At 69.6% G+C, this 12,285-nt stretch carries 8 protein-coding genes and 1 pseudogene; 3 read left to right on the top strand and 6 right to left on the bottom strand.

Annotation, left to right across the window (positions count from 1 at the left end; translation table 11 throughout):
• Positions 1-35 precede the first annotated feature (35 nt).
• The 4 genes and pseudogenes from QMG73_RS40090 to QMG73_RS40075 form a co-directional block, all read right to left on the bottom strand.
• Positions 36-1,403, bottom strand: coding sequence for an outer membrane protein assembly factor BamB family protein (locus QMG73_RS40090; protein WP_281904454.1), 1,368 nt, complete (start codon positions 1,401-1,403; stop codon positions 36-38).
• Positions 1,404-2,004: 601 nt separating this feature from the next.
• Positions 2,005-2,751, bottom strand: a complete 747-nt coding sequence (locus QMG73_RS46280; RefSeq protein ID WP_281904452.1) for an ArsR/SmtB family transcription factor — start codon at positions 2,749-2,751, stop codon at positions 2,005-2,007.
• Positions 2,752-3,163: 412 nt separating this feature from the next.
• Positions 3,164-5,123, bottom strand: a pseudogene (gene dxs, locus QMG73_RS40080) (1-deoxy-D-xylulose-5-phosphate synthase); the annotation flags it as partial.
• A 49-nt stretch (positions 5,124-5,172) separates the two neighbouring features.
• Positions 5,173-6,069 carry a hypothetical protein gene (locus QMG73_RS40075; protein ID WP_281904449.1) on the bottom strand — a complete coding sequence of 299 codons (897 nt, stop codon included), beginning with the start codon at positions 6,067-6,069 and terminating at the stop codon, positions 5,173-5,175.
• Positions 6,070-6,408: 339 nt separating this feature from the next.
• Between QMG73_RS40075 and QMG73_RS40070 the strand changes: the two genes are divergently transcribed.
• A complete protein-coding gene (locus tag QMG73_RS40070) occupies positions 6,409-6,597 on the top strand; it encodes a hypothetical protein (RefSeq protein ID WP_281904448.1) in 189 nt (62 codons plus the stop codon).
• A 1,004-nt stretch (positions 6,598-7,601) separates the two neighbouring features.
• Here QMG73_RS40070 and QMG73_RS40065 read toward each other — a convergent pair.
• Together QMG73_RS40065 and QMG73_RS40060 are read right to left on the bottom strand one after the other, a co-directional pair.
• A complete protein-coding gene (locus QMG73_RS40065; protein WP_281904446.1) occupies positions 7,602-8,774 on the bottom strand; it encodes a class I SAM-dependent RNA methyltransferase in 1,173 nt (390 codons plus the stop codon).
• Positions 8,771-10,816: an APC family permease gene (locus QMG73_RS40060; protein ID WP_281904443.1), complete on the bottom strand. Its 2,046-nt coding sequence runs from the start codon at positions 10,814-10,816 to the stop codon at positions 8,771-8,773. Before QMG73_RS40060 ends, QMG73_RS40065 begins: the two co-directional genes overlap by 4 nt.
• A gap of 94 nt (positions 10,817-10,910) precedes the next feature.
• Between QMG73_RS40060 and QMG73_RS40055 the strand changes: the two genes are divergently transcribed.
• Together QMG73_RS40055 and QMG73_RS40050 are read left to right on the top strand one after the other, a co-directional pair.
• Positions 10,911-11,576, top strand: a complete 666-nt coding sequence (locus QMG73_RS40055) for a potassium channel family protein (protein WP_281904441.1) — start codon at positions 10,911-10,913, stop codon at positions 11,574-11,576.
• Positions 11,573-12,244 carry a potassium channel family protein gene (locus QMG73_RS40050; RefSeq protein WP_281904440.1) on the top strand — a complete coding sequence of 224 codons (672 nt, stop codon included), beginning with the start codon at positions 11,573-11,575 and terminating at the stop codon, positions 12,242-12,244. The genes QMG73_RS40055 and QMG73_RS40050 overlap by 4 nt, the downstream gene beginning before the upstream one ends.
• Positions 12,245-12,285 lie beyond the last annotated feature (41 nt).

Below are 12,285 nucleotides of genomic sequence, written 5' to 3'. Positions count from 1 at the left end.
GTCACCCGGGTGGTTCCGCATTTATTCGGTGCGCTTTATTCCTGGTACGTCCAGACGCGCACCTGGCCACCCGGTGCGCGACACACTACGCTCCGCGTTCCGGCCACGCAGTCCCAAACCCGATGCGGTACCGAACCGAGGTGCCGCAGTGCGCTGCCGCGCGGCTCGATGAGGGCGAGCCAGCTCGTGGTTTCGCTGACTTTCTCTTCCGAGTCTTTCTCCTTCGAGCCTCTCTCTTTCGAGTAGACGCCTATGAGGGGTGCGTCGTCGCGCCCGCTCATGGCCGTGTCCCAGTCGTCGAGCTCGACCAGCGTCCGGCCGCTCGCGGGGTCGATCGCCGCCAACCGATCCGGCCAACGGGCGGCCACCACCACGCCGCCGGTCTCGAACACCGTGTCCGCACCCGGTACGTCCCATCGCTGCGCCCCGGTAGCCGGGTCGACCGCCACGACACCGCCCGGCCGCGCCGTACACACCAGCCGCCCGCACGCGCCGAACCGGGGCGCGTCATCGTCAGACAGCGTCCGCTCCCAGCGCCGCTCCAGCGTGTCGGCCGCAAACCCGGCCACCCGCCGGCTCCCCGCCGCGTCCTCGTACCCGACCATGATCGCGCCGTCGATAGCGGTCGACAGGTTCGGAGTCACGCCGGCGGGCAGCATCGCCCCGGTACGCAGCACGGCTCCGGTGCGGCCATCCCGCAGCTGTCCCTCACCGGTACTGGTCAGGACCAGCGCTCGCCCCGACGTCACACTGCGCACAGCCGCGTCTGCCGGAAACGCCGCCGACCACAGATCACGCCCGGTCGCCAGGTCGAGCGCACGCACCGTCGCACCACCGACAAACCCGGTACGCCCATCGTCCGAGACAGTGAGCCGCAGCGGCGTCGTCCACTTGACCTGACCGGTGGCCGCGTCCAGGACCGTGGTCGGCGTGCCGTACCGCTCCCCTTGCAGGAGCCCGGTGACCAGTACGACCCCGTCGCCCCGCTGGACGGTGACAAACTGCTCCACACTGGACTCGTACGGCGCCCGCCACAACCTCCGCCCACCAGGCAACTCGTACGCGGTCAGCGTCGCTCGCCCACTCACTCCCTTGTCAGAGCCCGCTGCCGGCGCCGCCTGTTCGCTTTTTTCCGAGCCCGCGGCCGGCTTTTCGGAGCCCGCTGCCGGTGACGCCGCTACGAAGAGCCGGTCGCCGAGCACCGCGAAGTCAGCCTCCTCGGCCAGCGGATGGCTCGCCACCTCCGTCAGCGCAGCCGCCGGCGCGGGCGCCGACCCAGCGACGGCGAGCAGCAGCCCCGCACACAAAACCTGCGCGAACGGCCGCACTCCCCGAAGCGACCGCCAAGCATCCCGCAGCCGCCCGCCCGAAGCCTCCCGCTCATAGCCGAGCTCAATAACCACGCCGACAACTCTGCCACGCCTTCCCCACAGCCCCCTCCCGTCACTCCCCTCCCGCCCGCTCCGCCCTCCCCGTCTCGTCGATCAAGGGCGAATGCACGCGGTTGGATCGCTTTTCCGCGTGCATTCGCCCTTGATCCATGCGATAGCCCTTGATCGGCACCGTCGAGCCAAGGGCTCTGGCGCCGCGTCAAGCCCGTCCACCGCGGCCGACCCCGGCGCCACTAGGCGCGGCCACCGACCGGATTGTCCCGATCCGCGTAGCGGATCTCTCGAGCTGTGAACGTTTATGGCTGCCCCAGCAGCCATAAACGTTCACAGCTCGCCGTGGAACGGCGACCGCGACACCTGGCCCGCGCCCTCAACTTCAAGATCTGCCTCTCCACGCACGGGACCTACGCCCTGCGCCGCAAACAACGCCGCCTCATTCGCGATGCCGTCCCGGCATAGCGCCAAGCCACCGCCAACCGCGACGATCAAGGGCATTCCCAACGATCAAGGGCAAATGCACGCCAAAAAAGATCCAATCACGCGCGTTCGCCCTTGATCGGCGAACGAAGCGAAACGAGCAGCGCGAGAGGTCCTCCGACCCATGCGAGCAGCGCTACACCGCCGCCGTGTACCGAGACAAGACCGACTCCCAGCCGCCCTCGTAGTTGTCCCGAAGGACCACCCCACGCTCGCCGAACTCTTCCCACCCACTGTGCACGAGCACAACCTCCGTCCCGCCCTCGACCGCACGGAACGTGACTTCCAAGCGAGACGCGGCCTCCGGCTCCAGGTTGGGATGCCAGGAGAGCACGAAGCGCTGCGGCGGGTTCCACGCGAGCACGTCAGCCCAGCTGTACTCTCGGCCATCGGTCGTCACCTCGACCATCCGCCCGCCAACCCGACCCTCGAGCCGGACCTCCTTGACGTCCTCCTCGTGGATCGAGTGGGTCGCGGTCGGCCACCACTCGCCCACACGAGCGGTGAACAGGTCGAACGCCGCCTCCACACCTAGCGGCACGGTACGGGTCTTGCGCACCGCGGGGATCGCTGAAACGGACATGACGGCTCCTTCGGTTCGTGCCGCTCGCTCAAAAGTGTCGATCACCTGCTGCCAGCGGGCGTCGATCCAGCGATGCAGCGCGGAAACGCCTTCGGGGTTGACGGAGTAGACCCGCCGGGTGCCCGCCGAACTGGCCGTGACCAGCCCGGCGTCGACCAGCGCCTTGAGATGCTGCGAGACGGCGGGCCGGCTGACGGGAAACGCCCCGGCGATCTCGCCGACCGCGAGCGGGCCGCGCCGCACGAGGTGCTCGAAGATCGCCCGCCGGGTGGCGTCGGCAAGGGTAGCCAGGCCGTCCACGACCGCCTCCTTGGTAAGTGCACACTTACGGTAAGCCGCTACTTACCACCCCGTCAAGAAAGAATTTGCGAGCTACCGCGACGTCCGCCGCGGTCCATACCGTCGCTCCCGCAGCCTCACCCTCCGCGTCCCCACAATCTCAGCCTTGGCGCGCGGAGCCGCCGCCAAATCATCCCGATCCGTCACAAACCCATCGCCCTAAGACCGGCCCACCCCCACCCAACGGCGCCGCGATCAAGGGCAGACGCGTGGATCAAGGGCAAACGCACGCGAAAAAGAGATCCAACCACGTGCATTCGCCCTTGATCGACGCAAGGGAGGCGCAAAGCCGCCGCACGACCGCGAAGAGGCCGCGCCGCGCGACCGCGCCGCACGACGGCGCGAAGAGGCCGCGACCGCGCGGAGAGGCGCCAGCGCACGCCTCCCGCGGGCGGGCGGCCGAGGACGCCGGTCGGAAGTGGAGCCTAGATGGAGATGTGGGTCGGGTCGACGGCTTCGTCCAAGCGGGACACCCACCCGGTCACGTCACGCGCGACATCCTGAGCCGTCAGCCCCAGATCAGCCAGAATCTGCGCCCGGGTGCCGTGCGGGTGCCACTCGGCCGGTACGCCGATGTCGCGCAACGGCACGCTCACGTCAGCGTCGCGCAGCGCCTTCGCCAGCGCGTCACCCACGCCTCCGGCACGTACGCCGTCCTCCACCGTCACGACGAGCCGGTGGTCGCGAGCCAGCTCGACCAGCTCATCGGGCACCGGCCGGACCCAGCGTGGGTCGACCACGGTCACTCCGTACCCGTGCTCGGCCACCCGAGCGGCCGCGTCGACGCCCAGCTGCCCGAACGCGCCCACCGCCACCAGCAGCACGTCACGCGCGCCGGACTCGACCAGTACGTCGACGGGGCCCAGGCGCCGGATCGCGGGCAGGTCAGCCGCCACCGAACCGGTCGGGAAGCGCACCAGCGTCGGCCCCTCGTCGACGGCGACCGCCTCGCGCAGTTCCTCGCGGAGCGTGGCGGCGTCGCGTGGCGCCGCGATACGCAGGCCCGGCACCACGCCGAAGACTGACATGTCCCAGATGCCGTAGTGGCTCGGCCCGTCGGGCCCGGTGATCCCGGCCCGGTCGAGCACGAACGTCACCGGCAGCTTGTGCATGGCGACGTCGAGCAGTACCTGGTCGAACGCCCGGTTCAGGAACGTCGCGTACACCGCCACCACCGGGTGGAGCCCCCCGAGCGCCAGGCCGGCGGCCGAGGTGGCCGCGTGCTGCTCGGCGATGCCCACGTCGTAGACCCGCGACGGGTACTTGCGAGCGAGCGTCGCGATCCCCGTCGGCTCGGCCATGGCGGCGGTGATGCCGACCACGTCGGGCCGCTCGTCGGCGATCGTGACGAGCTCGTCGGCGAACACCTGCGTCCACTTCACCGACTTCGCGGCGAGCAGCTTGCCGGTCTCGACGTCGAACGCGCTGGGCGAGTGCAGGCAGTCGGCTTCGTCTTCCTCGGCCGGCTGGTACCCGTACCCCTTGCGTGTCACCGCATGGACGATGACCGGCCCCCCGAAGCCCTTCGCACGACGCAACGCCGATTCGACGGCCGGAATGTCGTGGCCGTCGATCGGCCCGACGTACTTGATGCCCAGGTCCTCGAACATGGCCTGCGGCGCGACCGCGTCCTTGATGCCGGTCTTGACCGCGTGCAGCACCTCGTACATCGGCCTGCCGACGAGCGGCGTCGCGCCCAGCGCGTCCTTGACCAGGTCGAGCACCTTCTCGTAGCCGGGGTTGAGCCGCAGCGTGGAGAGGTGGTCGGCGAGGCCGCCGATGGTCGGCGCGTACGAGCGGCCGTTGTCGTTGACAATGATCACGAGCGGGTTGCGGGCGGTGGCGATGTTGTTGAGCGCCTCCCAACACATGCCGCCGGTGAGCGCGCCGTCGCCGACCACGGCGACCACGTGCCGCGCCTCGCCCCGCAGGGCATACGCCTTGGCGAGCCCGTCCGCGTACGACAGCGCCGTGGAAGCGTGCGAGTTTTCGATGAGGTCGTGCTCGCTCTCCGCCTGGCTCGGGTAGCCGGAGAGGCCGCCACGCTGGCGAAGCTGGTCGAAGCCTTCCTGACGCCCGGTCACGATTTTGTGGACATATGCCTGATGTCCGGTATCGAATAGGAAGCGGTCGCTCGGCGAGTCGAATACCCGGTGCATGGCGAGGGTCAGCTCGACGACGCCCAGGTTTGGTCCGAGGTGGCCGCCCGTCCGCGACACCTTCGCCACCAGGAAGTCGCGGATCTCGGTGGCCAGCAACGCCAACTCCTCCGGTGACATCCGCTTGACGTCCTGCGGACCACGAACCGAGGCGAGACCCACTTCAGCACTCATGACCGCCGAGTCTATCCGCAGCCCGCACGGCTGCAGGAGATCATTAGACCTAACAGGTGGGTGATGGACCGGCGTTCACGTACGCGTCGGAGACGAAGTACCCAGGTGCCAGCCGGTTCCACAGGTTCGTCGAGCCGTACGTTCCGGTGACAGTGTCGCCCGCCACCTGACACTCGATGATCGGCCGCGCATGGTTGGCCGCGATGCCCACCGCCGTCGCACGGACCCGCGGCCCGTTACGCACCGTCAGCGTCGAATCCGCCGTCCGCACCGTGCCGCGCGCCCCGTCGACCATCCACAGATACGTGACGTCGACCCATGCGTTGGTCGTCAGCCACAGCCCGTCCCAGAACGTGCCGTCGGCCAGGTCGATGCCGGCCGGATTCAGCACCCTCCGCCCGAACCCGTCCTTCCCACCGTTGTACCCCTCCTGGTACGCGGCCTGGGCCTCCGGCCTCCCCTGCGGCAGATCGGTCCAGGACTGCCGCACCGACGGCGGGTTCCAGTAATCGTCGGTGACGTTCCACGGGCCGACATCCCACACCGGCGCCCACTCGCACCGCCCCGACGCCGCGCACACCCGCACCGTGTAGTCACCGGCGTCCTTCGGCGCCAGCCCACGCCGCGACGGCAGCGCCACAAAGTGGTCACGCTTCGTGATCACATGCCCGTTGGCAGTGGTCCGGCCGACGAGCCCTTCCCGCGTCGCGAAAACCCGATAGCCGCCGCCACTCACCCGTGCAGCCCGCTCGCCCCGACCAGCGCCCATCCGCACCCTCGCGACGCTGCCCGGTCCGTCAAGATTGACCCGCACCTCCACCACCGTCGTATCCGGCAGAATCGCCGGGGTCGCCCTCCACTCCGACCACCGCCGCGCGCCAATCTCCGCGCGCACCTCGACGCTGACGGCGACGTCCGCCGCCACCTCCGCCCAGACCCGATTCACCAGCGCCGTCGTGGTCCTGCGTGTTATCTGGTACGCGGACACGCGCCCCCAACGCACACTTGCCGACTCGCCACCCCCGCTAGCGATCACGAGACCGCCTTCCCGATAGGTCACGCCGACATCGTCATCGTCAATGTGATCGAGCGGCACATCCCAGCTGATGGAGGGCGGGGAGGCGTTCACCGGCGTCGCGGGCACGATCAACACACTGGCTGCCAGCGCCACTCCAACTCCCCTCCACCACATCGCCAACTCCTTCCCTCCATCATCGATACACGACCATCACCCGTCCGGCTGACAAATCGGACAGATCGCACAGGCGGTCGGTACGCTGAGTAAATGCCCCCCGGTCGTACACACGGTTACGCCACCGGCCAGGTGCTCGCGATGATCGCCATCCTGCTGGTCTGCTTGCCACTTCTCCCGTTCCTGCTGCTCTTCGTAGCCTGGGTCCGCCTCCGCGACCGCCTGGCCACCCGAGCCCCCGAGCACGAACCCGCCCACCGCCTAACCGCCCGCACCCCCTAACCGCCCCCACCCACCGCGGCGCCTCGCCCACCGCGACGCCGCTCCCGCCCGCCGCATCCTTCGCCCGCCCGTGCCCTTTCCGCGACGCCGCTCCTGCCCGCGCCCTTTCTCCGCCCCGCGCCCTTTCCCAGCCCGCCGCGCCTTTCCTCCGCCGGCCGCGCCTTTCCTCCGCCGATCAAGGGCGAACGCACACGGTTGGATCTCTTTTGGCGTGCATTTGCCCTTGATCGATGCGAATGCCCTTGATCGCGGCTGGCGAGCCGCGCCGACGCCGCTGCCCCGCACCTCGGCGACCACTCGGCGCACCCAAGCCCATCCCACGTTCGTGGATCCAGCATTTTCCGGGTTATTGGCCTTTCCCGAGCACCTCGATGCCGCATTTTCCCCGATGTTGCCGCATCTCTTGATCTTGCGAGCGCCAGACGCGGGCCGCGAGCGCCCGGCACGTGCCCGGCAGCGGACCGGCGCGTTAAGGGCCACCGGCAGAGCTCGGCGCACGATCCGCCCGGCCGCCGCGCGCTGGCCCTCTCCTCACCCACCCCACCCCGCCCACCCGCCGGCCGCGAACACCGCGCCGATCAAGGGCAATCGCATGGATCAAGGGCAAATGCACGCGGAAAGAGATCCAACCACGTGCATTCGCCCTTGATCGACGCGCAGGGCGTGGCGACACGCCGTGCCCGGCCAGCCTGGGGGCGGACGCGCACGGAGAAGAGATCCAACCACGTGCATTCGCCCTTGATCGGCGGGAAGCGGGAGACGGGAAGCGGGAAGCGGGAGACGGGAGGCGGGAGACGGGAGACGGGAGGCGCGCAGGGCGTGGCGACACGCCGTCACCGGCGGGCGTCGGGGAGGGGACGGGCGCGGGCTGAGTTGCCGCTCTTTCAACCACCTGGGGGTGGCCCGCAGGGTCAGGCTTCTTGATCGAGGAAGCCTGCGGGCGCGGACAGCACAGGGCGGGCGGCGATGCGGGGCGCGGACCGGCTGGGGTGGGCTGGGTGTAGTTAGGGGGTTAAGAGAGCTATGGACTCTATGTGGTGGGTCATGGGGAAGGCGTCGTAGGCGCGCAGGTCGGCTAGGCGCCAGCCGGCGTCGCGGAAGGTGCGGACGTCGCGGGCCAGTGCGGCTGGGTCGCAGGCGACGTATGCCACCGCGCGGGGGGCGGCGGCGATCACGGCGTGGGTTACGGCGCGGCCGGCTCCGGTGCGGGGTGGGTCGAGGACTACCAGGTCGACTGGGCCGGTCAGGCGGCCGCGGAGGGCGTTCTCCACTTTGGCCGGTACGACGCGGATTTGGGGGAGGTCGGCCAGGGCGGTGCGGGCGGCGGATACACCGCGCGGGTCGGCTTCGACGATTGTCACGCGGCCGGTGGGGCCTACCGCTGGGGCGAGAGCCGCGGCGAAGAGGCCGGCGCCGCCGTACAGGTCCCAGGCGGTCTCGCCGGACCGAGGCTTGAGCAGGTCGAGTACCGCCGCGGCGAAGGTGTCGGGTGCCGCCGGGTGTACCTGCCAGAACGCGCGCGCCGGCAGTGTCCACTCACGACCAAGCGCGCGTTCCTGTACTGGCACCTCGTTTTCGATGACCAGGGCATCCCCGGCGGACGGGGCGACGGTCTCGATGGAGTCGGTCGACGGCCACAAGCGGTCGGTCACGGGGAGCGCCTGGATGTTGGGGTGCGCGATGCGGCACCGGTCGATCGGCACCACCTCGTGCGAACGGTGCTTGAGCAGCCCGGCCCTTCCGGTGGCGTCCACGGCGTACCGGACGCGCGTGCGCCACCCCAACAGCTCGCCCATCGGGCCGCCCGGCAACGCTTCGACCTGTACCGGAAAATCTGGCAGACCGGCGAGCCGGGCGAGTTGCTCGCGCACGACGGCGGCCTTCCACTCTCGCTGCGCCGCGGGCGCGGCGTGTTGGAGGTCGCAGCCCCCGCAGCGGTCTGGTCCGGCGAAGGGGCAGGGCGGCTCGACGCGGTCCGGTGACGCGGAGAGGATGGTGACCGCGTCGGCGCGCAGGTATCCGGGGTGCACCTCGGTGATCTCGGCGATGACGCGCTCGCCGGGCAGGGCGTGGCGCACGAAGACGACGCGGCCGGGCGGCTCGCCGATGCGGGCGACACAGTGGCCGCCGTGCGCGACCGCGCCGACGGTGAGCTCGATCTGGTCGAGCAGCATCATGAGCGGGCGGCCCTGTCGTCGTTGGAGCTGTGAGATCCGCGGGAGTCGTTGGAACCGCGGGACCGCGGGCCACGAGCGGGGCCGCGGGAAAGGTCCCGGTCGAAACGGTCGAGGTTGCGGCCGGCGCTGGAGGCGAGCTGCCACGGCACGCTGGTGACCATCACGCCCGGTTCGAAGAGCAGCCGCCCCTTGATCCGCAGGGCGCTCTGGTTGTGCAGCAGGTTTTCCCACCACTTGCCCACCACGTACTCGGGGATGAAGACCGTCACCACGTCGCGCGGCGCGTCGCGGCGCACCGACTTGACGTACTCGATGATCGGCCGGGTGATCTCCCGGTAGGGCGAGTCGATGACGGTGAGCGGCACGGGCACCTGCCGGCGTTCCCACTCCTGTTGGATGGCCCGCGTGTCCTTCTCGTCGACGTTGACGGTGAGCCCGGTGAGCGTGTCCGGACGGGTGGCCTGCGCGTAGGCGACCGCCCGCAGCGTGGGCATGTGCACCTTGCTGACCAGCACGATGGCGTGGTTGCGGGCGGGCAGTACGGGCCGGTCCTCGGCGGGGGTGAGCTCGCGCGCGACCGTGTCGTAGTGCCGCCGGATGCCCAGCATGATCACGTAGATCACGGCCATGGCGGCGATCGCGATCCAGGCACCGAGCAGGAACTTGGTGATGAGTACGACGATGAGCACCGCGCCGGTCAGGATCATGCCGAACGTGTTGATGGCCCTGGACCGGATCATCCGGTTGCGCATCTCGGGGCTGCGCTCCCGTTTCAGCAGCCGGTTCCAGTGCCGGATCATGCCGGCCTGCGACAGCGTGAACGATACGAACACGCCCACGATGTACAGCTGGATGAGCTTGGTCACCTCGGCCTGGAAGGCGACGATCAGCACGATCGCGAAGACGGCCAGGAAGACGATCCCGTTGGAGAACGCCAGCCGGTCGCCGCGGGTGTGCAGCTGGCGGGGCAGGTAGCGGTCCTGGGCGAGGATCGAGCCGAGTACCGGAAAGCCGTTGAACGCGGTGTTCGCGGCCAGGAAGAGGATGAGCGCGGTGGCGCCGGCGACGATGTACAGCAGGACCGAGCCGTCGCCGAAGACCGCCGTGCCGAGCTGGGTCGTGACGGTCTTCTGCACGTACCCGGCGGGTCCTTCGACGATCTGGTGAGCGTCCTCGACGTACTGGAGATGCGTCAGGCGCGAGAGCCAGACGATGCCGACGAGCATGGTGACGGCCGTGACGCCGAGCATCAGCAGGGTCGTCGCGGCGTTGCGGCTCTTGGGTTGCTTGAATGCCGGTACGCCGTTGGAGATGGCCTCGACACCGGTGAGCGCCGCGCAACCGGACGAGAACGTCCGTAACAGCAGGAACGCCATCGCGAACCCGGTCAGATGCTCCTCTTCGGCGGCGATGACCAGGCCGGCGCTGGGCGCGCTCAGGTCGTCGCCCATCACGAAGATGCGGAACAGGCCGGTCAGCAGCATCCCGATAATGACGATCATGAACCCATAAGTCGGGATCGCGAATGCGGTGCCGGACTCGCGTAGACCGCGCAGATTCATGGCGGTGAGCAGTACGACGGCGGTGACCGCGATGCCCACCTTGTGCGTGGCGACGAACGGGATGACCGAGCCGAGGTTCGCGACGCCGGACGAAACCGACACGGCCACCGTCAGCACGTAGTCGACCAGCAGCGCGCTCGCCACCCCGATGCCGAACTTGGGGCCCAGGTTGACCGTGGCCACCTCGTAGTCGCCGCCGCCGGACGGGTACGCGTGCACGTTCTGCCGGTAGCTGGCGACCACCGTGAGCATCACCACGACGACGGCGAGGGCCACCCAGGGCGAGTAGACGTACGCCCCCGCTCCGGCGATGGAGAGCGTGAGCAGGATCTCGTCGGGGGCGTAGGCGACGCTGGAGAGCGCGTCGGACGCGAACACCGGCAGCGCGATCCGCTTCGGGAGCAGCGTGTGCTGCAGCCGGTCGGATCGAAACGGCCTGCCGACGAGCAGCCGCTTCAGCAGCGAGGTGGGACTGACCACAAGCGCAGATCGTACGGCTCCCACCAGCCGCCACCACACGCGCGCCGCTGGCGTGCGACCCTTTCGGTGTGAGGCGCACTGAGGGGAGCCACTGGTGCACGTCGTGATCATGGGGTGTGGGCGGGTCGGGTCCACGCTGGCCCACAACCTGGAGTCGCGGGGCCATTCGATCGCGGTCATCGACCAGAACTCCGACGCGTTCCGCCGGCTGAGCCCCGAGTTCGGCGGCGTCACGGTGACGGGCATCGGGTTCGACCGCGACGTGCTCCGCCAGGCCGGCATCGAACGGGCCGACGGGTTCGCCGCCGTGTCGAGCGGCGACAACTCCAACATCATCTCCGCTCGGCTGGCCCGCGAGACGTTCGGCGTTTCCCGGGTGGTGGCCAGGATCTACGACCAGAAGCGCGCCGAGGTGTACGAGCGGCTGGGCATCCCCACCGTCGCCACCGTGCGCTGGACGGCCGACCGGATCCTGCGCCAGCTCGTTCCCGAGGGCACGGTCGAGATCTTCCGCGACCCCACCAGCACCGTCGCGATCATCGAGGTGCCGCTGCACAAGGATTGGTACGGCCATCCGCTGAGCGCCCTGGAGAGGGCGGCCGGCACCCGCGTCGCGTACCTGATGCGCTTCGGCATCGGCACCTTGGCCAACCCGGAGACCATCCTCCAGGAGGGCGACCAGGTCTTCATGCTCGTCACCGACGACATCGCCAGGCAGACCAGCACCGCCGCGTGCACGGCTCCCAAGGGAGGTAAGTGATCATGCGGGTCGCGATCGCGGGGGCCGGCAACGTCGGGCGGTCCATCGCACAGGAGTTGATCGAAAACGGTCACCAGGTGATGCTCATCGACCGCCAGCCGAGCATGCTGCGGCCCGAGCGGGTGCCGGCGGCCGAGTGGATCCTGGCTGACGCCTGCGAGCTGTCGAGCCTCGAAGAGGCCGACGTGGCCGGCTGTGACGTGGTGGTCGCCGCCACCGGCGACGACAAGGTCAACCTGGTGGTGTCGCTGCTCGCGAAGACCGAGTTCGCCGTGCCGCGGGTGGTCGCCCGGGTCAACCGCGCGGAAAACGAGTGGCTCTTCAACGAGCAGTGGGGCGTCGACGTCGCGGTGAGCAAGCCGCGCCTGATGGCCGCGCTGGTCGAAGAGGCGGTCACGGTGGGTGACCTGGTGCGGCTGATGACGTTCCGGCAGGGCGAGGCCAACCTGGTGGAGATCACGCTGCCGCCGACGGCGCCGCACGTGGGCAAGCCGGTGCACTCGGTGCCGCTGCCCCGCGACTCGGCGCTGGTCGCGATCGTGCGCGGCAAGCGGGTACTGGTGCCGACGCCCGACGACCCGATCGAGGGCGGCGACGAGCTGATCTTCGTGTGCACGGCCGAGGTCGAAGACGCGGTGCGCGCGGTGATCCTCGGCGACCCGTCCTAGCCCACTTCGTGATCAGGGCGTCCCTCAAGTCGTTCTAACGA

It is taken from the genome of Phytohabitans aurantiacus, assembly GCF_027923225.1.
GTDB classification, from domain to species: Bacteria; Actinomycetota; Actinomycetes; order Mycobacteriales; family Micromonosporaceae; genus Phytohabitans; species Phytohabitans aurantiacus.
The sequence above is the reverse complement of the archived record's forward strand: the minus strand, read 5'-3'. Positions and strand labels throughout refer to the sequence as shown.

Bases quoted from the DNA above. Each gene is read 5' to 3' on its own strand.
- QMG73_RS40070 (WP_281904448.1), top strand. From the start codon at position 6,409: ATGCCCCCCGGTCGTACACACGGTTACGCCACCGGCCAGGTGCTCGCG.
- QMG73_RS40065 (WP_281904446.1), bottom strand. From the start codon at position 8,774: ATGATGCTGCTCGACCAGATCGAGCTCACCGTCGGCGCGGTCGCGCAC.